Below are 21,274 nucleotides of genomic sequence, written 5' to 3' on the forward strand. Positions count from 1 at the left end.
ACCATGTACCAAGCAGTTCCCCAGCGTTACGACACCATGCTCTACCGCCAGGTAGGCAGCAGCGGGCTCAAGCTGCCTGCGGTTTCACTGGGTCTGTGGCACAACTTTGGCGACGCCACCCCGATGGATGTGCAGCGCAACATGCTGCGCACCGCTTTCGACCTGGGCATCACGCATTTCGATCTGGCCAACAACTACGGCCCGCCCTCTGGCAGCGCTGAAACCAACTTTGGCGAACACCTGCGCCGCGACTTCAGGCCTTACCGCGACGAACTGATCATCTCCAGCAAGGCGGGCTACGACATGTGGCCCGGCCCCTATGGCCAGGGCGGTGGTTCGCGCAAATACGTGCTCGCCAGCCTGGACCAGAGCCTGAAGCGCATGGGGCTGGAGTACGTCGATATTTTCTATTCGCACCGGTTTGACCCCGACACCCCGCTGGAGGAAACCATGGGTGCGCTGGCCACGGCGGTGCAGCAGGGCAAGGCCCTGTATGTGGGTATCTCCAGCTACTCGGCCACCAAAACACGTGAAGCCGCGGCCCTGCTGCGCGCGATGAAGGTACCGGCCCTGATTCATCAGCCGTCCTACAGCCTGATGAACCGCTGGATTGAGGAAGATCTGCTCAACGCGCTGGGCGAGACTGGCATGGGCTGCATCGCTTTCAGCGCGCTGGCGCAGGGCCTGCTGACAGACAAATACCTCAAGGGCACGCCGTCTGATGCGCGTATCAACCGCCCCGGCGGCGGCTCCTTCAAGGCCGAACACCTGAGCGAGAAAAACCTGACGCATGTGCGCGCACTCAACGAAATCGCTCGTGCGCGTGGCCAGAGCCTGGCGCAAATGGCGATTGCCTGGGTGCTGCGTGATGCGCGTGTAAGCTCCGCTCTGATTGGTGCCAGCCGTCCGGAGCAGATCGTCGAACTGGCAGGCGCACTCCAGCAACTCAGCTTCTCGGCGCAAGAGCTGGCAGCCATTGACCAGCACGCGGTCGATGGCGGCATCAACTTGTGGAAGCGCCCTTCCACCGACCAGCGGCTGGCCTGACATGCGCGGCGTGCACGGCTCGCTGTCGCTGCGCCACTATGGCGCTTCGCACGGCAGCCATGCGCATGACCATTTCCAGGTGCTGCTGGGCCTGGATGGTGTGCTCGAACTGGAAGTACAAGGCCGCGGCCAGCGTATTGGCGCAGGTGACGGCTGCGTGATTGCCCCCGGCGAACGCCATGATTTTGAAGCCCGTTCGGGCAGTTGCTGCCTGGTGCTGGACACTGCCGACAAGGGCTGGGCTCGTTGTGCATCTCAACCGGCCCGTCCCGACCAAGCGCTGGCGCTGGCCCGCTACCTGGTGCACGCCCTGCAGCAACCAGATGCGATGCCGCTGCACTACGCCCCGACACTGCTGCTGGACGCCTGGCGCGCGCCGTCGCTCGGTGCCGCGCAGTGTAGCCAGCGCCCTGTTCGCCTGATTGACTGGCAGCAGCTTGCCGATTGGGCGCAGCGCCATCTGCATGAACCGCTGAGCGTGGCGCAACTGGCAGCGCAGGTGTTTTTAAGCCCGACCCAGTTTGCAGCGCGCTGCCGCCGCGAAACCGGCCAGAGCGTGATGCAGTGGCTGCGCCACCAGCGCCTGGTGCAAGCCCGGCAACTGCGCGCCAGCGGCGTCAGCGTAACCGAGGCCGCCCTGCGCTGCGGCTACCAGTCACCGTCTGCGTTGACGGCAGCGATGCGACGGCATTGGCCAGACGGGTTGCCCGCATAGGTCGGCCGCATCCGAAGGCCAGACAAAACCAAACCGTCGTTGCGCAACAGCAAAGCGTGCTTGCGCGACGATATGGCGCACAAGCTGCCTCTATCCTTGGGGCCATGCCAGCCAATTTATACGCACTGGGCGCCATCGCCTTATGGGCCGCGCTCGCCTCGCTCGGGGTGTCGCTCAAAAATGTGCCGCCCTTCCTGCTCACGGGTCTCGCCTTGATCATCGGCAGCGTTCTTGCCTTGCCCCATGTGGTGAAAGACCGGCGGCAATGGCAGGTCGCGCCAGGCACTCTCGGCCTGGGCGTGTTCACCCTGTTTGGTTTTCACTTCCTGCTGTTCATGGGTCTGCGCATCGCGCCGGCCGTCGAGGTCAATTTGGTCAACTACCTGTGGCCCTTGTTGATCGTGGTGCTGGCGCCGCTGTACTTGCCAGGCTTCAAACTGCGCGGCGTCCATGTCGCGGCAGCGTTGGTGGGCTTTGCCGGCGCGGCCCTTGCCATCCTGGGCGGACGTGAACCCGCGGGCCGGGCGATCAACCACGCGGGCTGGGGCGCCGGCCTGGGTTACCTGCTGGCGCTGGCCTCCGCCATGATCTGGGCCAACTACTCGCTGCAAACCAAACGTGCCGCGTTGACCGGTAAAAGATTTCCCACCGCGGCGATTGGCTTGTTTGGCCTGGTGTCGGGCCTGCTGTCGCTGCTATGCCACTGGGCGCTGGAGCCGCAGGTAGCGCTGTCAGGACGCGACTGGCTGCTGCTGGCGGTGATGGGACTGGGCCCGCTGGGCGCGGCGTTTTTTCTGTGGGACAAGGCGCTCAAACTCGGTGATGCGCGGCAGATCGGCATCCTGAGCTACCTCACGCCACTCGGCTCCACCGCCCTCTTGATGCTGGTGACAGGTCGCGCTCTGAGCTGGAGCATTGGCCTGGCGGCGCTGATGATCATTGGCGCGGCGTTGCTGGGAACAAGGGCCAAATAGGACTTTCGCCAAGTGTTTACGGGCGTAATTCGCTACAAATTTAATAGCAATCGCACACTCAGACCGGGCTCGCAACGGCGCACCTCCAGCCGGCTGCCATGCGCCTGCGCCACCAACTGGCACAGGTACAGGCCCAGCCCGACACCGCCGGTCGCGCGCTGGCGGGCGCTGTCGGTGCGGTAAAAAGGCTCGGTCAGCCGTTCCAGCTGCGTGGCATCGACCCCGGGGCCGAAGTCGCGCACTTCCAGCATCACTCCGCCGGCCTCCCGGGTCAGGGCGATGCGCGGCGGCTGCGCGGCATCGACGCTGTAACGCAAGGCGTTGTCGAGCAGGTTGCGCAGCAACAGGCGCATGCGCGTGCGGTCCAGCGCAATCAGCGGCAGGCCAGGGGCCAGGTCGAGCACAACGCCAGCGGCCGTCGGCAGGTCGGCCACGGTCTCGAGCACCAGCGCCGCCAGATCGCTCGACTCGCGCTGCAAGGCGGCATGGGGGCTGGCCAGGCGCTCGCTCTCCAACAGGTCGCTGATCAGGTCGCGCATCTCGCCCAGGTCGCGCAGCAGCGCGGCGCGTTCGCGATTACCTCCCCCTGTAGCCGCGCCAGTCCCCTGCGCCGTGGTGGGCAGCAGTTCGGCATTGAGGCGCGCCCGTGTCAGCGGTGAGCGCAGCTCATGGCTGAGCGCCAGCAGCAGCCCGCGTTTGGCGTCCAGCATGCCTTCGATGTCGTGCGCCATGGTGTTGATGCGCTGAGCCAGATCACCCAGTTCATCGCGCCGGCGCAGCGGAATCGGCGCGTCAAAGACGCCGCGACCAAAGCGCTCGGCACCGGCGCGAATGTCGTCCAGCGGGCGCAGCAGGCGGCGCACATACACATACGCGGCGGCAATCAGGGCCAGCAGCAAGGCCAGCGTGATCCAGCCAATGCCGTGCGGCCCGCCCTGCCAGGCCACGGTACCCAGGCCAAAGCTCACGCGGTGGCCGTCGGCGGTGCTGCGGCTGAGCCAGTCACTCGCGCGCCCCTCGAAAGCGGGCCGGTTGCGCCAGTCTGGCCGGTCCGGATGCGATTGCCAGTTGACCTGCGGCCCGGCAATGCGGATCGCGATCGGCAGCCGCGTTGCCAGCGCCTGGGCGCGGCCCACGTCGGGGGGCGTGCCCAGCTCGGCCACCAGCCGGTCCATGTAGTCGGTGATGAGCGGGCGCGCGGCATCGCGCCAACCGGTCGAGAAGGCCCGCTGCATGCCGCCCAGGAACACCACGCCCATGGCCAGCGCCAGCAGCACGAACACGGTGATCAGCCGCAGCCGCAGCGAATGGCGCCAGCGATGGCGCCAGGGGTGCCGCGCCACCTTCTTCATCGCGCCTCGCCCCGGCCCATCGCCAGCGCATAGCCGGCGTTGCGCAAGGTCTTGATGCAGTCCAGCGGCTCCAGCTTTTTGCGCAGGCGGCTCACCACGATATCCACGGCGCGCGTGTACAGATCAGCCTCGTGACCGCGCAAGTGGTTCAGGATGTCGTCGCGGCTGAACACCTTGCCGGGCTCGGCGGCCAGCAGCGCCAGCAGTTCGAACTCGGTGCCCGTCAGCTCGACCGGCAGGCCATGCTTCATGACTTCGCGTGTTTCAAGATGGATGGCCAGCCCCTGAAACACCAGGCGCTGGTTTTGCGCTGGGACGGGCACCGCGCGCTGACGGCGCAAGATGGTCTGCAAGCGCGCCACCAGCTCGCGCGGCTCGAACGGTTTGGGCAGGTAGTCGTCGGCGCCAAGTTCGAGGCCGACCACGCGGTCCATCACATCGCCCCGGGCCGTCAGCATCACGATGGGAATGTCGCTTTCCTTGCGAATCTCGCGGCACAGGGCAAAACCGTCCATCTCCGGCAGCATCACGTCCAGGATGACCGCGTCGTAGGCCGTGGCACGCAGCAGGGCCAGCCCCGCGCTGGGCCGGGTGGCGCTCTCCAGCACCAGCTCAAAGCGTGCAAGGTAAGCCGCCAGCGGTGCGGCCAGATGCTCGTCGTCGTCAATCAGCAAAATACGGGGCATAGGTCCATCATAAGAGCCTGTTCACGATCTACAGGGGCCGCTGGATGTCGCTCACCAGGGGTCTGCCCGTCCCAACCGTCCCAGGTGCGTCTCGCCAAAGCCCGCCGCGTACTTGAGCCCATGGCCCAGCGCGCGGTCAAAACCGATATGCGCGCACCACACCAGCGCCACAGCCAGCACCAAGGGCATGGCCCCCAGCACGCCGGCGGCCAGCAGCCCCAGGGCACCGGCGTAGGAATGCGCGGCGTTATATGCGGCTGCACCGGCGCGTGGCCCGACCAGGTAGGCTAGACAAGACAGGTCGGGCAGCAGGAACAGCCAGGCAAACAAGCCCCAGCCTGCGCCAAACTGCGCATACGCCGCCACGGCGACTGCGAAAACGGCCAGGCCTTCCAGGCGCAGAACGGTGCGCACCCCACGACTGACGCTGCCGGTCTTCGCGTGGCTCAGGACTTCAAGGCGGGTGCCGTGCGCTGCCCGCCTTGCGACAACTAGCAGCGCCTCAGCCACGGTGGCCCCAGCGGCGGCCGCGTTCCATGAACTCGCGCACCTTCTGCTGCTGCTCGGGCCGCAGGTTGTCAAAGAAATCGGCGGCGGCGGCGATCACCTCGGGGCTGCCGGCCTGGATGGCGGCGGTTTTCTCGGCTATGAGCTTTTTGGCGCCCGCCTGGTCCAGCTTGTCGCCAACAAACAAGCCGCGAACGGCCACGCGCGGATCACTTGCACCGCGCAGCGCGGCGCGCTGGGCCTGAAGCTTGTCGGCCAGCACGTCCAGCTTCTGTTTTTGGGCCGCGTCCAGATCGAGCTTGGAGCCGACTTTCTCGACCATGCGGGCGCGAAATTCCGGGGAACCGTCAGCGCCCGCGTGCCAGCCGCCGGGGCCGCGCTGCGAGCAGGCGCCCAGGCTGCCGACGATGAGCGCCCCGCCAAAAAGGCCGAGCAGGGTTTTCTTGATCAAGCGTTTCATGAAGGCACCTTGCAAAAAGAGTGGATGAGGCTTTGCATGGTGCCCGCGCAGACAGCGCAGGTCTTTTCGCGCCGGTTTCGGCATGTTTCGCTTTGTTTCACCGCACGCCCAGCCCAGCCCAGCCCAGCCCAGCCCAGCCCAGCCCAGCCCTGCCCTGCCCCGCCCCGCCCCGCCCCGCCCCGCCCCGCCCCGGCAGGCCGGGTTTTACAAGGCATTTATGGCTTTGACCCAGACAGAACGGGCGCAAAGAGCTATGTTTTTGATAGCGGCCAACATCGAACAGCTGGCGGCCAGGCGGACTGTTCATAGGGCAAGCCCTTGTTGTCCAGCTGCGCGCGCATGGTCAATCAGCACCATGGTCTGGCGAATCTCGCTGACATGGGCCAGCATGGGCACCAGCAGGTTGACCTGGCCGTGGGCCGCCGCCCGCAAAATGGCGCGCAACTGCGTCAACAACATCGGCGGATCGGCCAGGCTCCAGCGGATGGCGCGCAGGCCCAGCGCCAGGTTGAGGTGGCTGTCCTGCGCCCTGTCCAGGCGGTCGAGTGGCTTGTCCGCGCCGACGCGTCCACCCTGCTGCTGTTGCTGGTGCGCCAGGACAGCCCCAGCGCTTCGCTGCTGCTGGCCACGTTCATGATCGTGGGCGCGGCGCTCGTCGGAACGCGCACCCGCTAAAAACCTGCGATTGCCGCAGGTAGCCGCATCCGTGGCAAACTGGTTGTTTCATAGCAAAAAGCGTTTCCATGTACATCAGCCTGTTTGACATGTTCAAGATCGGCATTGGCCCTTCCAGTTCACACACGGTTGGGCCCATGCGCGCGGCGCGGCGCTTTTTGATGGAGTTGCCCGCAGCACAGTTCGACGCCATCGCACGGCTGGAGGTCGAGCTGTACGGCTCGCTGGCCCACACCGGCCACGGCCACGGCACCGATGTGGCCATCCTGCTCGGGCTGTGCGGCGAGCTGCCCGACCAGGTCGACACGGCCGGCGTGCCGGCGCGGGTGCAGGCCATACGCGCGGCGCGCGAGCTGGTGCTGCTGGGCAAAAAACCGATCCCGTTTGATGTGGACCGCGCCCTGATTTTCAACCGCAGCGACCTGCTGCCGGTGCACTCCAACGGCATGCGCTTTCGCAGCTTTGATGCCAGCGGCCAGCTGGTCAGCGAGCGCGACATGTACTCCATTGGCGGTGGCTTTGTGGTGGACACCGACGAGGCCTTTGTGGGCAGCCCACGCGGCGTCGAGGAACGCGTGCCGCACCATTTTGAAACCATGGAAAGCCTGCTGGCCATGGCCGAAGCCGCCGGGCAACCGCTGCACCAGCTGCTGATGGCCAACGAGATCGCCCTGCATGGCGAAGCCGCCACGCGCGACTTCATCCATCGGGTCAAGACCGTGATGTTTGACTGCATTGACCGCGGCATGCACACCGACGGCATGCTGCCCGGCGGCCTCAAGGTGAGCCGGCGCGCCAAAGGCGTGGCCGAGCGTTTGCGCCACACGCCCACCCACGCCAGCGAGGGTGCGATGAACTGGGTCAGCGTCTACGCCATCGCCGTCAATGAAGAAAACGCCGCCGGCGGCCGCGTCGTCACCGCGCCCACCAACGGGGCGGCCGGCGTGGTGCCCGCAGTGCTGCGCTACTACCAGGACTTTCGCGATGGCGACGCGCCCGGCATCGAGCGCTTCATGCTGGCGGCCACCGCCGTGGGCGCGCTGTGCAAGCGCAACGCTTCAATTTCGGGTGCCGAAGTCGGCTGTCAGGGCGAGGTGGGCTCGGCCGCGGCCATGGCAGCGGCCGGCCTGGCGGCCGCGCTGGGCGCCACCAACACGCAGATTGAAAATGCCGCCGAGATCGCCCTGGAGCACCACCTGGGCATGACCTGCGACCCCATCGGCGGACTGGTGCAAATCCCCTGCATCGAGCGCAATGCCATGGGCGCCGTCAAGGCCATCAACGCCTGCTCGCTCGCCATGCTGGGCGACGGTTCGCACATGGTGAGCCTGGACCAGGCGATCGAAACCATGCGCCGCACCGGCGCGGACATGCAAAGCAAGTACAAGGAAACCTCGCTGGGCGGCCTGGCCATCACGGTGTCCGTGCGCCAAGTGGAGTGCTGAGAGCCTGCTGAGCAGGCTCTCAGCAGCAGGTTTTTCAGATATCGAGCACCAGGCCCGGCTCCTCGGCTGCCAGCACGCGCAAGGCCCAGGGCACCAGCTTGCCCGCATCTGCCCGCAGGACCTGCTGCTTGACCGCCAGGATCTGCGACGGGTGCATTGAAAAACTGCGCAGGCCCAGGCCCAGCAGCAGACGCGTCATGTTCACATCACCGGCCATCTCCCCGCACACGCTCACCCCTTTGCCTTGGCGCTGGCATTCGGCAATGGTGTCGGCGACCAGCCGCAGCACGGCCGGGTGCAACGGGTCGTACAAATGCGCCACCGACTCGTCAGACCGGTCAATCGCCAGCGTGTACTGGATCAGGTCGTTGGTGCCGATCGACAGGAAGTCAAAGTACTTGAGGAACAGTTTGAGCGTGAGCGCTGCTGCGGGGATTTCAATCATCGCGCCCAGGCGCACCGGGCCGTAGGCCACACCCTTGTTGTCGAGCAGCGCACGGGCATGGTCGATCAGCGCCAGGGTCTGGCGGATTTCGCTGCCGTGTGCCAGCATCGGAATCAGCAGATTGACCTGCCCGTGCGCCGCGGCGCGCAAAATCGCGCGCAGCTGGGTCAGGAACATGGGCGGATCGGCCAGACTCCAGCGGATGGCGCGCAAGCCCAGCGCCGGGTTCAGATGGCCCTCCTGCGCCCGGCCCGCCGGCTTGTCGAACGGCTTGTCCGAGCCCACGTCCACCGTGCGAATCGTCACCGGCAGGCCATGCATGCCTTCAATGGCCTTGCGGTAAGCCAGGTACTGCTCTTCCTCATCGGGCAGCTGGCCGCTGCGGCCCATGAACAGGAATTCACTGCGGAACAGCCCCACGCCCACGGCCCCGGCCTTGACGGCGCCCAGCGTGTCCTCCGGCATTTCAATGTTGGCCAGCAGCTCGACTTTCTGCCCGTCGAGCGTGAGCGCAGGCGTGTGCTTGAGGCGGTTCAGGCGCTCGCGTTCGAGCTCGCCCTGGCGCTGCTTGAAGCCGTATTCGGCCAGGATGATGGGCGACGGATCGACGATCAGCACGCCCGCATCGCCGTCGATGATGACCCAGTCGTCCTGCTTGATCAGCTGGCTGGCGCTGCGCGCGCCCACCACCGCCGGAATGTCCATGCTGCGCGCCACAATCGCCGTGTGCGAGGTCTTGCCGCCCACGTCGGTGGCAAAACCGGCAAACAGGCTTTGCTTGAACTGCAGCATGTCGGCCGGTGAGATGTCGTGCGCCACCAGCACCAGCGGCACGTCCATGGTGTCGTCCAGCAGCAGGTCCTGCTGCGACTTCTTGCGCGAGGCGCCGGCTTGCGCGGCCGGCTGCACCGGCGAGGCCACGCCCTTCATGTGGCGCAAGATGCGCTCGACCACCTGCTCCAGATCGGCCTTGCGCTCGCGCAGGTACTCGTCTTCCATGTCGTCGAACTGGCGCGCAATGATTTCGTACTGCGTGGTCAGCGCCCATTCGGCGTTGTAATGCCGGTCGATGATCCAGTGCTTCACGCCGCTGATCAGCTGCTCGTCCTGCAGCAGCAGCAGGTGCACGTCGAGCAGCGCGGCCAGCTCGTGCGGCGCGTCCTTGGGCAGGTCGTGCTGCACACGGGTGATTTCCTCCGTGACGGCGTTGCGGGCCATGCGTACGCGCTGCACCTCTTCGGTGGTTTTGGACGCATCAATGAAGTAATGCGCCACATCGGCACGGCTGGACGCTACCAGCACGGCCCGCCCGATGGCGATGCCCCTGGAAACAGCCAAACCGTGAACCGAAAAAGTCATTCAGATCTCCTGGAAAAAAATGCCAACTCAGCGCAATAAAAGGCCCACCAACGGGCAGCACAGTTTCCCGCCGGGCCGCCCCATGCAAGCGCTACCTTTCTTCGTGGGGAAAGGGGCCATGTAACGCCAAAGGCACGCGAGACGACCGTGCGCCGCGAAGGGCCGCCCCGAGCAAGCACAGCCCCCTCGGGGCTGACGTCCGCGGCTCCAAGCCTGCCTGCGCAGGCTTGGACGGACGGAAGAGCCGCTGCGTCTCGCAGCGGCACGTCCAGCGCAGTACGCGAAGCGACAAGCGTGGGGGCCATATCACTCACCTTCTCCAAATTTGTCATTAATCAACACTAGCAGTGCGTCCATCGCGGCTTGTTCGTCGGCGCCATTGGTTTCCACCTCGACCGTGCTGCCCAGGCCGGCGGCCAGCATCATGACGCCCATGATGCTTTTGGCGTTGACGCGGCGCTCGCCCTTGCTCATCCAGACCTCACAGGGGAAGCTGCCAGCGAGTTTGGTGAGTTTGGCCGATGCACGGGCATGTAGTCCTAGTTTATTGCTGATGATTATGGTGGTCGTGATCATGGTTTTTGCGTGTCTGATTTTGCGGTGCGGTGATGGCCACCTGCATCACCCCCTGGGTGGCGCCAATCAGGGCGCGCGCCACCAACGCATCGAGCGACTCATGCCGGTAGGACACCGTGCGCAGCAACATGGGCAGGTTGATGCCGGTGATCAGCTTGGTGTGAACGCCATCGGCCAGTTTTTGCGCCACATTGCAGGGCGTGGCGCCAAATACATCGACCAGCACCAGCACGTTGGCGGTGCCCAGTTGCGTCAGCATGACGCGGGCTTGCGCCAGCGTTTCCTCGGGCGGCATGTTGGGCTGCACGTCCAGGGCGGCCACGGTAGCCGCATTGTCGGGAAACACATGCAAAGCACAATGCCGCAAGGCCGAAGCCAGGGGTGCGTGGGCGATGATGAGAATGCCGTTCATTGCAATGAATTATCGGTCTTCACGCTCAGGAAATAGGCGTATGAGGCGATACAGCAACACAAAAACACGCCCATGGCAGCCTGAAAACTGAGCACCTCGCCCAGGCCCACCGCCCGAAAAGCATCGATCAGCAACCCAATGCCCCACTGCACGACAAACACGCCGGCAAAAATCACCAGGTTGTAGGCCGACAGGGCGCGCCCGGCCAGCGCGGCCGGAAAAGCCATGCCCACCGCCGGCTGGGACAGGCCCATGAAGCTGGAGCACATGCAAAACAGGGCCCAGCCCGGCCAGCCGGTGGCGGGCCCTGCGGCAATATTGATCGCCAGCATGACCAGGCTGGACGGCACGCCCCAGGTCAGCAGCCGGTTGGTGTTCCAGCCGCGCTGCGCCAGCCACGGATTGACCATGCCCCAGGTCCAGAAGGTGCACAGCATGGTGGCGTTGATCCAGAACAGGCCGGTGGCGGCTTGCAGCGGCGTGTAGCCGGCCACCCTGACCATCCAGGGCCCGGCCCACAAGGTCTGCATGGCCACCATGCCGCCGTAGCTGAAAAACCCCAGGGGTGCCAAGCTCTGGAAATAGCGGTTGCGCCAGATCTGGGCATAACTAGGCGGTGCGGAAAAAGGCGGCGCAACGTCTGAGACGGCGAGCGAGAGAGCGGAATTTTCCGACGGGCCGCCCCCAGGAAAATTAGCCCCTCTTCGTCGTGAAAGGGGCAGCGCACCGCCGAAGGCACGCGAAGCGACAAGCGTGGGGGCCCAACCAGGCACCACCCACGCAATCAGCACCATGGACAGAAAAATCATGGCCGCCAGCATCCAGAACAGGGGGCGCCAGCCCAGCAGCGGCATCAGCCACTGCACCGGCAGCGTGGACGCCAGCATGCCCAGCGAGCCTGTCATCAGCATCCACGAATTGGCCCGCAGCTGGGTCGCGCCGTCAAACCAGCGGCGGTAGCCGGTCAGGGGCGCCATCAGGCAGGCACTCACCCCCATGCCCACCAGCACGCGCGCCGCCAGCAACCAGACAAAGCTGGTGGCCATGGAAAACGCCAGGCAGCCCAGCACGGCCACTGCCAGAAAGCACAAAATGACTTTTTTGGGGCCGTAGCGGTCCAGCCAGGTGCCCAGCGGCAGCTGGGTGACGGCAAAACCCAGAAAGTAGCCGCCCGCCAGCAGGCCCAGATCGCGCGCGTGCAGGGCAAAGTCCTGCGTCAGAACCGGCGACAAGGTGGCGGTGATGGCCCGCACCAGCGCCGATAAAAAGTAGGCGACTGCAAAGGCCAGAAAAACGACGATGGCGCCCTTTCTTTCGAGTTGCCCGTCCAGGCCTGGCGGCTCCATGCCGGGTCGCACGGCGGCGCTTGCGGCTGTCGTGTTCATTGAAACCTCAATCCCGCAAAAAAGGTTTCGGCCACCTCCGGCTTGAGCTGCTCGGCATAAATCACCGCCTGGAACACCTGCGAGCCCTGCGCAAAGTAAGCGGCCTGGCTGAGCACGGCCCGGCCATCCGCGCGCCGGCCCTGCGCCTTGACCAGCACGGCGGGCGGTTGCGCGGCCGCACCGGGCAAGGGCAAGGAGCTGCTCTGGCTGCTGCTGCCGGGAGCGTCCAGCAGTGGCGCCCTCATGTTCAGCAAGGTCGCGCTTTGCCACTTGGCCAGCACGTCGGCCGCCTGGCCCGCATCGCCAATATCCGCCACCGCAATGGCAAAGGTCGCGCCCGCGGCGTCGCAGCCGAGCATGGACAGCACCGTGGGCTGCCCACCCAATGGCACGGTTTTCTGGGCCTTGTCGGGCTTGCAGGGCAACAAGGCATGGAGCCGGGTGTGCTCGGGCCGCACCTCGCGCCAGTTGAAAGCGGGGCTGCAGGCGGCGAGCGCCAGCAGCGCCGCCACCCCTGCAGCGGAAAGAGTCAAGGTCGGTCGTGGCATCAAGCGCTCTATAGCCTTATGGACAGAGATAGTAAGCAAGCATTGAACTTTACAGGCATTCGAGCACCGCGCTTGGGCGCTCACCACCCTGCACGTTTTGCACCAGTCTGGGCACGATGCTTGCTTTTTTGGCAGGCATGAAGTCATGCCACCGAACGCGTGACTTCACATGTTTTAAACACGGGAGCATTCATGAACCGCAACGACATCACCGAGAAAATCATCACCGTCAAAGTCGCCAAGGGGATCACCTGGGAGTCGGTCGCCAAGAAGGTGGGCCTCAGCAAAGAGTGGACAACCGCCGCCTGCCTGGGCCAGATGACGCTGGATGAAAAGCAGGCCAAAGTCGTCGGCAAGATTTTCGGTTTGACGGCCGAAGAGCAAAAGTGGCTGCAGGTCGTGCCATACAAGGGCTCGCTGCCCACCCCCGTGCCCACCGATCCGCTGATCTACCGCTGGTATGAAATCGTCAGCGTCTACGGCACGACCATCAAAGAGCTGATTCATGAGGAGTTCGGCGACGGCATCATGAGCGCGATCGATTTTTCCATGAACATCGTACGCCAGCCCGACCCCAAGGGCGACCGCGTCAATGTCGTGCTGTCGGGAAAGTTCCTGCCGTATAAAACCTACTGAGGAAACCTGCCTAGCCCGTGATGCAGCGGCCGAGGGTGACCAGTGGACTGGCACCCCGTCCGCCGGGCCGCGGGTGAGGGCGCACAAGTCGCATGCACTGGCCGGCGATCCGGATTAGTATTCAAGGTGTGTGGGGCGGTAGCTCAGTTTGGGAGAGCGCTGCGTTCGCAATGCAGAGGTCGTGAGTTCGATCCTCATCCGCTCCACCAATATTTGAAATCCCAACCCTTATCGGTTGGGACTTTTTTCCCAAAGCGCCAGTGTTGGCGCGGATTTCGGGCTTTGCCTCGCGAGCGCTGTCCCTGCGAACCCCGCATCTCTACCCCCGCCGACGCCTCTCTGTTCTCCGTTTTCTCCGGTGGTCTCGCGAGCGTTCTTGAGGCCAGTTCCTTTGCTGGTGCGGGTTTAGAGGCGTCCGGTTGTAGTTGGGAACTGCTGTAGCGGAGGCGGCCAGAACGCGAAGACGAGAAAACGTTCGATGCTGCCCCCTGTTCGGTTCCTTGCCTTCAGGGTTCCACCAATTGGTCTAGCAATTGGTCTAGCAAGCGATCCAGCGCATGCTGATATTGTTCTCGCATGGATTCGGCCTGCTTCTGATCACCTCGGGCCGTGGCGAGGGCCAGACCACTGCCATGTGCATGGTCAACCAGAATGTCGCGCCAAAGGATGTGCTCGGCCGTGATCTCTGCCAGCAGCGAGGTCAGGCGGTCGGTGATCTGGCGGCTCACCCCGGCAAACGCCTCCGGTTCGGCAAAGATAGTCAGCGTTAGCTGCGGATGCCTCCCGACGGCGTTGTGATAGCGGGTCAGAATCGCCCGAATTTCCGCCCGATGGTCTGCTGGCCTGCCTGTTGTCTCCAGCACCTCGGCATACACCCGGTCCGATAGCGCCCGCAGCAACCCGGTGCGATCTTCCACGTGGTGATAAAGACTCATCGGAGTGACGCCCAGCCGAGTGGCAAGCGCGCGCATCGTCAACCCTTGCCCCCCACCTTCATCCAACAGAGTCAGCGCGGCGGTCAGGATGTCGTCGCGCTCCACTCCCTTCCCTCGGGCTGGACGACCACGCGGTCGGGTCATGGGACCAGCCGATAGGTGGATTGCACCAGACCTGAAGGGAAGCTGCGGCTAGATACCAGTGCCAGATCAATGTCCTGCGGCAGTGGCCCAAACAGCGGCCGTCCAGACCCGATCAGAACAGGAACAGTTGTAACTACCATGTCATTGATCAGCCCATCGCGCAGGAACGACTGCACCAGCCGCCCGCCATCGACATAAACCCGGTGCACGTTTTGCCGAGTCAGTTCCTCCAACGCGTCCTTTGGTGCGAGATTGGAGAAGCGGACCTTTCCTTTCAGCGCCTCGGGCACCAGCGTGCCGGCAAGTTGTTTAGACAGCACGAGGATGGGTCGGTCGTAGGGCCACTTGTCGAAGGTCACAACCTTTTCATAGCTCCCCCGACCCATCACGATCATGTCTTTGTCGGCGATGAAATCTGAGTAGCCGTGATCCTCGGTTGGGTCATCGCGCTGCAGAAGCCAGCCGATGTCGCCATCGGGCCGAGCGATGAAGCCATCCACACTGATGGCGATGAATACATGTGTGGTGATCATTGGATGCTCATTATTTATACAGCGTATATATTTTCATCCAAACACGGCCCGAACACAAGGCTCCCCAGCACTTCAAGCGCCGGCCACGCTCATCTGACAGGCTGCCTTCGCTGCCCTGCTCCACGACGGCCGGTGTCGCCTCAGTCGAGCACCCGCATCTGGTCGCTCCACCAGTTTTCCCCCGCGCCACGCGAGGTTCCGGCCAGTTCCGCGTTATTGCGTGGTGCTCGCAAGGGCGCCGCGCATTCCGACCCTCTCGATCGCCGCCTTGACCAGCCCCTCTGACTTTGCGTTCTCAACGAATTTGCGCGCGTAGGCCACGCCGGGGTCCCGTCCCTTCGGCATCGCCATAGCGTGCGGATCGATGCCAGGCCGACCGTCGAGAACCCGGGAACCGGGCAACTGATTCGACAATTCGAACAGGATGGGCTTGATGCTGCCCATGACGTCTGCTTTCCCGGATTTCAGCAGATCCAAGGTGCCAGGGTTGCTTGATGCACGGACCAGCACGGCATTTTTCAGCAGGGGTGTAAAGAAGACATCCGGGCCGGACCTCTCCTGCAGGGCAACCCGAATTCCGGGGCGATCCACATCAGCCATGGTTGAGATGGAAGAACCGGCTGGGACGAGGTAGCCGAATTCGACTTCCAGGTGCGTCGTGGCGAAATCGAAATCCTTCGCGCGCCCAGGCGTAAACCCAATAAAGGTGACGTCCCAGGCGCCGGATTTTCCGCTGTCGAGGAGGGCCGGGATCGATGGGTAAATGATCGGATCAAACGGAACCCCCATGCGCCGGGCCAACTCTTTTCCGAGGTCAAATCCCACCCCTTTCATCTCGCCCGACGCGGCATCCTTGATCACGTGTGTGGGACTGCCAAGCAGGAGCCCAACGCGAAGCTTGCCGGTTGGAGCCAAGGCCTGTCGCGCTTCCGGTGTGGGGGCGGTACTGATGCCCGCACAGCCCGCCAGCACCAGCCCAAGTATCCCAGTCATCAGCCAATGAATCGTTCGCATGGCGTTCTCCTTTGAAATTACTTTCCTATCCCTTTACTGGTCGGCCTTGATGTTCGCCTGCTGCGCGATCTTGCGGTACTTGTCGATTTCCGCCTTTTGAAAGGCCGCCAGTTCTGATGGCGAATTGCCGATGGCCTCGCTGCCCTGCTCCGCCATGCGCGCCTTGTAGTCGGGCGACTGCACGATGCGCGTGATTTCCGTGCTCAGCTTGTCGAGCACGTCCTTCGGCGTCGCGGCCGGCGCCCACACCGCGTTCCACTGGCTGATGTCGAATCCGGGCAGCGTCTCGGCGAGCGCCGGCACGTCCGGCAGCAACGGCACGCGCTTTTGCGTCGTCACCGCCAGGGCGCGCAACTTGCCGGCCTTCAGATGCTGCATCGCCGGCAGCAGCGTGGCAAACCCGCTTGGTGAATGCCCGCCGAGCAGATCGATGACCAAGGGGCCGGAGCCCTTGTACGGCACGTGCACGATGTCGATCTGGGTCAGCATCTTCAGCCACTCGCCGGCGAAGTGGTGGGGGGTGCCGGCGCCGACCGAGCCGAACGCCATCGATCCGGGCTTCGCCCTTGCGAGCTCAATGTATTCCTTCAACGATGTGATGGGCACCGAAGGATGCACGACGAGCGCCATCGGGGTCACCGTCGCCAGCGTGATCGGCGCGAAATCCCTGACCGGGTCGTACGGCATCTTCGAAAAGAGCGCGACATTGAGCGCGACTTCCGCCGAGGCACTGACCATGAGCGTATAGCCGTCGGGCGGCGCTTTGGCGACGATGTCCGCGCCTATCATGCCGCTCGCCCCGCCGTGGTTCTCGATGATGACCGGCTGGCCCAAGCGTTCACTGAGCATCTGGGCGATCGGCCGCGCGGTGATGTCGGCGCCGCCGCCCGGCGGGTAGGGCACGACGATGCGAATCGCCCTGTTCGGGTAGGTTTGCGCCGACACCGTCGCGACTGCAAGCGCGAGCAGTGCCGCGCAAATTCGGTGCATTGAGAGGTGTGTCATTTTCATTCCTTGGTTGGAATCAACTGCGGCGTCAGTTCAGACAATCCGGCGCCTCCCGCAGCACGCGCCGCGCGAGGTAATTGAACGTCGCAGCGATGTACTTGGGACTGCCGCGATAGCTACGGGCCTCGCGCGCGAGTTCCGGCTTCACCCGCTTGATCGGCCCCACCGCTCGCGCCATGAGTTGCAGCTTCGCCGCGCGCTCAACGTAGAACGCGAGCACCGCCGCGTCCTCGATCGTCTTCGCCGCAGTCAGCAGGCCGTGGTGCGCGAGCAGCACCGCCTGCTTGTCGCCCAGCGCGGCCGAAATCATCTCGCCCTCCTCGTCGCCGATAGGCACGCCCGGCCACTCGGGCAGATAAGCGCAATTCTCGTACAGCACGCAGGTGTCCATGTGCGACACGATGAGTTCCTCCGCGATCATCGACAGCGCCGAGGCGTGCGGCGGATGGGTGTGCACGATCGCGCCGGTCTCGGGACGGGCGCGATAGATCCACAGATGAAATCGATTCGCGGGGTTGGCCATGCCCTCGCCCGCGAGGACGTTCAAGTCATCGTCGATCAGCAGGATGTTGCTCTCGCGGGCCTCGTCGAAGCCCAGCCCGAAGCGCAGCGTCCAGTAGGTGCCGGGCTTCTCCCCGCGCGTCGAAACCTGGCCCGCGAGCGCGGATTCGTGGCCATCGCGATCGAGGACGCGGCACGTGAGCGCCACCTTCTGTTGCAGCGTCCAGCCGGTCATCTGCACGAACTTGTCCAGATCGGCGCGGAACTTCGCGTCGTACTCGGATTTCGGCCTGCCTGCCATGGCGTTCACTGGTGATTCCTTTCTCTCGCAGGCCCCATATTCAACTCACGCGGCTTCGTTCGCAAGTGACCTTTCGGAACGCTTGCCATCGCGGGCCGCGAAGGTTCAAGCCGCGGTGAGATGCGCCAGGAGCTCCTCGATCGCAGGAATGCCGGCCGCCCCCCGGTCGCACACCAGGTAGAGCTGCATGCGCGCCCAATCGTCGGTGAGCGGCAGCGCGCGCACCTGCAGGAGGTCCTCGTACGGCAGGATGTTTGCCGCGGGCATGACCGCGATCCCGAGACCCGCCTGCACCATCGCGCGCATCGCCTCGTAACTCTGCACCTGCATGGTGAACTTCGGCTTGCGCGCCATGCGGGCTGCTGCTGCCAGTGCCCAGCCGCGGATGGCGGTGCCTTGCACCAGCGTGATCAGATCGAACTCGAGCGCTTGCGCGAACGAGAGCACCCCGCGGCCGGCCAGCGGATGCGACGCCGGCATGACCAGCATGAGAGGAATGCTGCGATAGGGAACGACGTGCAACCGGTCGGTGGGCTGAAAGTGGCCGATGATGCCGATGTCGGCGCTGCCTTGCGCGACACTTTCGATGATCGGCAGGCTCTGACCTTCTTCGAGGCGAATCTTCACCCCGGGCCGCCGTGCGATGTAGCTCGCGAGGTCCGCAACCACGACGACGACGCCGGTCTGATTCGCCAACATCCGGATATCGGGCTGATCGTCCGCGGCAAGCGTGCTGAGCGCGCCGGGTATTCGGTCGAGCGTCTTGATGACCTCGCGCGCATGGCGGGCGAGCGCTTCGCCCGCGGCGGTCGGGACGACTCCCGCGTGCTGGCGTACGAGTAGCGCGACTCCGAGCCCGGCCTCGAGGTCACCGATGCGTTTACTCGCCGCCGAAGCGACGATGTGCTCGCACTCTGCGGCTCTTGCGATGCTGCCATGCTCGATCGCGCTGACGAAGAGCTTTAGCGTGGTGAGGTCGAATCGCACGGCTGGTAAAGCGTTGGAGCATTGGGGAGGGAGGGAAAGAAACATACTACTACTCTCGCTGGCAGCCCTCATCAAGGCAAAATAGCAGGATGAATTCACTTGACGGCATTCGCATTCTCGATTTGTCCCGCGTCCTCGCCGGCCCCTGGTGCACCCAGACCCTGGCCGACCTGGGCGCCGATGTCATCAAGATAGAACGTCCCGGCACCGGTGACGACACCCGCACCTGGGGCCCGCCGTTTTTGCAGGACGACCAGGGCGCTGACACGCATGAGGCGGCTTATTACCTGGGCGCCAACCGCAACAAGCGCTCCGTCACCTGCGACATCGCCCAGCCGGCCGGGCAGGCGCTGATTCGCGATCTGGTCCGGCATTGCGACGTGTTTGTCGAAAACTTCAAGGTCGGCGACATGGCGCGCTACGGGCTGGACTACCCCTCGCTCAAGGCATTGAACCCCCGGCTGGTGTACTGCTCGGTCACCGGCTTTGGCCAGACCGGCCCCTACCAGGAGCGCGCCGGCTACGACTATGCGATCCAGGGCATGGGCGGCCTGATGAGCGTGACCGGCGAGCGCGACGACCTGGGCGGCGGCCCGCAAAAAGTCGGCGTGGCCGTGGCGGATTTGATGACCGGCATGTACGCCACCGTGGCCGTGCTGGCTGCGCTGCGCCATGCCGAAAAAACCGGCGAAGGCCAGCAGGTCGACATGGCCCTGCTCGACACCCAGGTCGCCATGCTGGCCAACCTGGGCGCCAACTACCTGGTCAGCGGCAAGGCGCCGGGCCGCGCCGGCAATGCGCACCAGAACATCGTGCCCTACCAGGTGTTTGAGGTCGCGCCGGCTGCAGATGGCAGCAAGGACCACCTCATTCTTGCCGTGGGCAACGACCAGCAGTACGTGAAATTCTGCAATGTGGCGGGCATCCCCGAGCTGGGCGTGAACCCGCTGTTTGCCCTGAACCGGGACCGGGTGCGCAACCGCGATCAGTTGGTGCCGATGCTCGAAGCCGTCATGAAAACCCGCAGCAAGGCCGATTGGCTGGCGGCGCTCGAGGCCGCCAAAGTGCCCTGCGGCGCCATCAACAACCTGGCCGAGGTCTTCGCCGACCCGCAGGTGCAGGCGCGGGGCATGGTGCACCACTGGCAACACCCGCTCAAAAACGAACTGAAACTGGTGGCCAGCCCCATGAAACTCAGCGCCACGCCGGTGCGTACCGACCTGCCGCCGCCGCTGCTGGGCCAGCACACGGAAGAGGTTCTGCGCGGCATATTGAACTACCCCGATGCGCAGCTGTCAGACCTGAAACACAAAAAGGTGATCTAAATGGCCAACTTTGTTCTGGTGCACGGTGCCTGGCATGGCGGTTGGTGCTGGCAGCGGGTAACGACCGCATTGCAAGCCCAGGGACACCGCGTCCATGCCCTCACGCTGACCGGCGTAGGTGAGCGCGCGCACCTGCTGTCCCCTGCCATCACGCTGGATACCCACGTCGACGACGTGATCAGCGCCATTGAAGTGGAAGAGCTCAGCGATGTCATTTTGGCCGTGCATTCCTACGCCGGCATGATTGGCACGGCGGTGGCCGACCGCCTGCCCAAGCGACTTAGGCATCTGGTGTATGTCGATGCCGTGCTGCCCAAACCCGGCGAAAGCTGGAGCAGCACCCAGTCGGCGGCCACGCAGCAGCAGCGCCTGGCAGCGGCCCAGGCCTCGACCCGCTTCAGCTTTCCGCCGCCCGACCCTGACGCCTTTGGCCTCAAAGGCGCTGACCACGACTGGGTCAAGCGCCGCCAGACGCCCCACCCCGGCAACACCTACCAGGCGCCGCTGAACTTTGATGTGCAGCGCGTGGCGGCCATCCCGCGCACCTTTGTCAGCTGCACCCAGCCGGCGCTGGCCACGATAGACCCCAGCCGCCTGCGCGCGCGGGACGCCAAATTCTGGGACGGCGCCTGGCTGCCCAACGCCAAAGTCGTCGAGATCGCCACCGGCCACGACCCCATGATCAGCGAGCCGCAGATACTGACGCAAATCCTGCTGGACTGCGCCGCTTGACCCCGCTGCAGCCATTGCGCAGGCGCCAGTTTTCCGCCGCACTCGCGGGCGGGCTCGGCCTGCCCACCTTGTTTTTGCCTGCACTGGCTTTCGCCAAGAGCACGGCCTTGCCCGTGCCCGCCTCACTGGCTGCCGCTGCGCAGGCCGCAGCCGCCCGGGGCGAGCCGCTGGTGCTGCTGGTCAGCCTGCCCGGCTGCCCCTACTGCGAGCTGGTGCGGCGCAGCCACCTGCTGCCCGCGCGCCATGAGTCCGGCCTGCACGCCTGGCAGCTCAACAGCACCGACAAAACCACCCCCTTGCTGGGCTTTGCCGGCCTGCCGACCAACGCCGCAGCGCAGACCCAGCAGTGGAAAGCCACTTTCACCCCCACCGTGCTGTTTTTTGGCAGCCGCGGCCAGGAGGTGGCCGAGCGGCTGGTGGGCGTGGCGGTGCCGGATTTCTACGGCGCTTATCTGCAAGAGCGGCTGGCGACCGCGCGCAAGGCGCTGGCCGCACCGGGGTAGCCGCGAGCCGACGCATTTGCTGACGCAGCTCACTTGAGTAGCTACTATTTTGATAGCAATCTGCGCCCA

Annotated in this window: 23 protein-coding genes, 1 tRNA gene and 1 pseudogene; 9 read left to right on the forward strand and 16 right to left on the reverse strand. The window is 64.7% G+C overall.

Going from position 1 to position 21,274, the window contains the following annotated elements; genetic code table 11:
- Nucleotides 1–3: 3 nt before the first annotated feature.
- From mgrA to V6M61_RS12150, 3 genes are all read left to right on the forward strand, one after another.
- Nucleotides 4–1,047 (forward strand): L-glyceraldehyde 3-phosphate reductase, encoded by a 1,044-nt coding sequence (mgrA, locus tag V6M61_RS12140; protein WP_332776836.1) that lies wholly within the window; start codon nt 4–6, stop codon nt 1,045–1,047.
- Nucleotide 1,048: 1 nt separating this feature from the next.
- Entirely contained in the window at nt 1,049–1,762 is a 714-nt protein-coding gene (locus V6M61_RS12145; RefSeq protein ID WP_332776837.1) for an AraC family transcriptional regulator, read from the forward strand.
- Between the two features lie 104 nt (nt 1,763–1,866).
- Nucleotides 1,867–2,736, forward strand: coding sequence for a DMT family transporter (locus V6M61_RS12150; protein ID WP_332776838.1), 870 nt, complete (start codon nt 1,867–1,869; stop codon nt 2,734–2,736).
- Nucleotides 2,737–2,768: 32 nt separating this feature from the next.
- On the opposite strand, the gene V6M61_RS12155 is transcribed toward V6M61_RS12150, so the two are convergent.
- The 5 genes and pseudogenes from V6M61_RS12155 to V6M61_RS12175 all read right to left on the reverse strand — a co-directional run.
- Nucleotides 2,769–4,088: a sensor histidine kinase gene (locus V6M61_RS12155; protein WP_332776839.1), complete on the reverse strand. Its 1,320-nt coding sequence runs from the start codon at nt 4,086–4,088 to the stop codon at nt 2,769–2,771.
- Nucleotides 4,085–4,774, reverse strand: coding sequence for a response regulator transcription factor (locus tag V6M61_RS12160; protein WP_332776840.1), 690 nt, complete (start codon nt 4,772–4,774; stop codon nt 4,085–4,087). The genes V6M61_RS12155 and V6M61_RS12160 overlap by 4 nt, the downstream gene beginning before the upstream one ends.
- Nucleotides 4,775–4,825: 51 nt before the next feature.
- A complete protein-coding gene (locus V6M61_RS12165; protein WP_332776841.1) occupies nt 4,826–5,284 on the reverse strand; it encodes a DUF4260 family protein in 459 nt (152 codons plus the stop codon).
- Nucleotides 5,277–5,741, reverse strand: a complete 465-nt coding sequence (locus V6M61_RS12170) for a Spy/CpxP family protein refolding chaperone (RefSeq protein ID WP_332776842.1) — start codon at nt 5,739–5,741, stop codon at nt 5,277–5,279. The genes V6M61_RS12165 and V6M61_RS12170 overlap by 8 nt, the downstream gene beginning before the upstream one ends.
- 305 nt (nt 5,742–6,046) lie before the next feature.
- A pseudogene (locus tag V6M61_RS12175) lies at nt 6,047–6,305 on the reverse strand (putative PEP-binding protein); the annotation flags it as partial.
- A 179-nt stretch (nt 6,306–6,484) separates the two neighbouring features.
- On the opposite strand from V6M61_RS12175, the gene V6M61_RS12180 reads away from it, so the two are divergent.
- Nucleotides 6,485–7,861, forward strand: a complete 1,377-nt coding sequence (locus V6M61_RS12180; protein ID WP_332776843.1) for an L-serine ammonia-lyase — start codon at nt 6,485–6,487, stop codon at nt 7,859–7,861.
- A gap of 34 nt (nt 7,862–7,895) precedes the next feature.
- Here V6M61_RS12180 and ptsP read toward each other — a convergent pair whose 3' ends face one another.
- The 5 genes from ptsP to V6M61_RS12205 form a co-directional block, all read right to left on the reverse strand.
- Nucleotides 7,896–9,665, reverse strand: coding sequence for a phosphoenolpyruvate--protein phosphotransferase (gene ptsP, locus V6M61_RS12185; protein ID WP_332776844.1), 1,770 nt, complete (start codon nt 9,663–9,665; stop codon nt 7,896–7,898).
- A 306-nt stretch (nt 9,666–9,971) separates the two neighbouring features.
- On the reverse strand, nt 9,972–10,241 hold the full coding sequence (locus tag V6M61_RS12190) for an HPr family phosphocarrier protein (protein ID WP_332776845.1): 270 nt from the start codon (nt 10,239–10,241) through the stop codon (nt 9,972–9,974).
- Entirely contained in the window at nt 10,210–10,653 is a 444-nt protein-coding gene (locus V6M61_RS12195) for a PTS sugar transporter subunit IIA (protein ID WP_332776846.1), read from the reverse strand. Before V6M61_RS12195 ends, V6M61_RS12190 begins: the two co-directional genes overlap by 32 nt.
- Nucleotides 10,650–11,999: an MFS transporter gene (locus V6M61_RS12200; protein ID WP_332776874.1), complete on the reverse strand. Its 1,350-nt coding sequence runs from the start codon at nt 11,997–11,999 to the stop codon at nt 10,650–10,652. Before V6M61_RS12200 ends, V6M61_RS12195 begins: the two co-directional genes overlap by 4 nt.
- Before the next feature lie 35 nt (nt 12,000–12,034).
- Nucleotides 12,035–12,586 (reverse strand): hypothetical protein, encoded by a 552-nt coding sequence (locus V6M61_RS12205; RefSeq protein WP_332776847.1) that lies wholly within the window; start codon nt 12,584–12,586, stop codon nt 12,035–12,037.
- A gap of 192 nt (nt 12,587–12,778) precedes the next feature.
- Between V6M61_RS12205 and cynS the strand changes: the two genes are divergently transcribed.
- Both cynS and V6M61_RS12215 read left to right on the forward strand, forming a co-directional pair.
- Complete coding sequence (cynS, locus tag V6M61_RS12210) at nt 12,779–13,222, forward strand: cyanase (protein ID WP_332776848.1); 444 nt, start codon at nt 12,779–12,781, stop codon at nt 13,220–13,222.
- A gap of 132 nt (nt 13,223–13,354) precedes the next feature.
- Nucleotides 13,355–13,431 (forward strand) — tRNA-Ala (locus V6M61_RS12215).
- A 297-nt stretch (nt 13,432–13,728) separates the two neighbouring features.
- Here the strand turns inward: V6M61_RS12215 and V6M61_RS12220 are convergent.
- The 6 genes from V6M61_RS12220 to V6M61_RS12245 form a co-directional block, all read right to left on the reverse strand.
- Nucleotides 13,729–14,262, reverse strand: coding sequence for a TetR/AcrR family transcriptional regulator (locus tag V6M61_RS12220; RefSeq protein ID WP_332776849.1), 534 nt, complete (start codon nt 14,260–14,262; stop codon nt 13,729–13,731).
- 35 nt (nt 14,263–14,297) lie between these two features.
- Nucleotides 14,298–14,834 (reverse strand): dihydrofolate reductase family protein, encoded by a 537-nt coding sequence (locus V6M61_RS12225; protein ID WP_332776850.1) that lies wholly within the window; start codon nt 14,832–14,834, stop codon nt 14,298–14,300.
- 213 nt (nt 14,835–15,047) lie between these two features.
- Complete coding sequence (locus tag V6M61_RS12230) at nt 15,048–15,848, reverse strand: transporter substrate-binding domain-containing protein (RefSeq protein ID WP_332776851.1); 801 nt, start codon at nt 15,846–15,848, stop codon at nt 15,048–15,050.
- Nucleotides 15,849–15,881: 33 nt separating this feature from the next.
- Nucleotides 15,882–16,853, reverse strand: a complete 972-nt coding sequence (locus V6M61_RS12235) for a Bug family tripartite tricarboxylate transporter substrate binding protein (protein ID WP_332776852.1) — start codon at nt 16,851–16,853, stop codon at nt 15,882–15,884.
- A 31-nt stretch (nt 16,854–16,884) separates the two neighbouring features.
- Entirely contained in the window at nt 16,885–17,658 is a 774-nt protein-coding gene (locus tag V6M61_RS12240; protein ID WP_332776875.1) for an aldolase, read from the reverse strand.
- A gap of 105 nt (nt 17,659–17,763) precedes the next feature.
- Nucleotides 17,764–18,690: a LysR family transcriptional regulator gene (locus tag V6M61_RS12245; protein ID WP_332776853.1), complete on the reverse strand. Its 927-nt coding sequence runs from the start codon at nt 18,688–18,690 to the stop codon at nt 17,764–17,766.
- 44 nt (nt 18,691–18,734) lie between these two features.
- On the opposite strand from V6M61_RS12245, the gene V6M61_RS12250 reads away from it, so the two are divergent.
- Genes V6M61_RS12250 through V6M61_RS12260 form a run of 3 tightly spaced genes read left to right on the forward strand, consistent with a single transcriptional unit; the run spans nt 18,735 to nt 21,205 of the window.
- Entirely contained in the window at nt 18,735–19,970 is a 1,236-nt protein-coding gene (locus tag V6M61_RS12250; protein ID WP_332776854.1) for a CaiB/BaiF CoA transferase family protein, read from the forward strand.
- Entirely contained in the window at nt 19,971–20,702 is a 732-nt protein-coding gene (locus tag V6M61_RS12255) for an alpha/beta fold hydrolase (protein WP_332776855.1), read from the forward strand.
- Complete coding sequence (locus tag V6M61_RS12260; protein WP_332776856.1) at nt 20,699–21,205, forward strand: hypothetical protein; 507 nt, start codon at nt 20,699–20,701, stop codon at nt 21,203–21,205. The genes V6M61_RS12255 and V6M61_RS12260 overlap by 4 nt, the downstream gene beginning before the upstream one ends.
- Nucleotides 21,206–21,274: the final 69 nt, after the last annotated feature.

Origin of the sequence: Polaromonas sp. (genome assembly GCF_036676035.1) — a bacterium.
Lineage (GTDB): Bacteria > Pseudomonadota > Gammaproteobacteria > Burkholderiales > Burkholderiaceae_C > Polaromonas.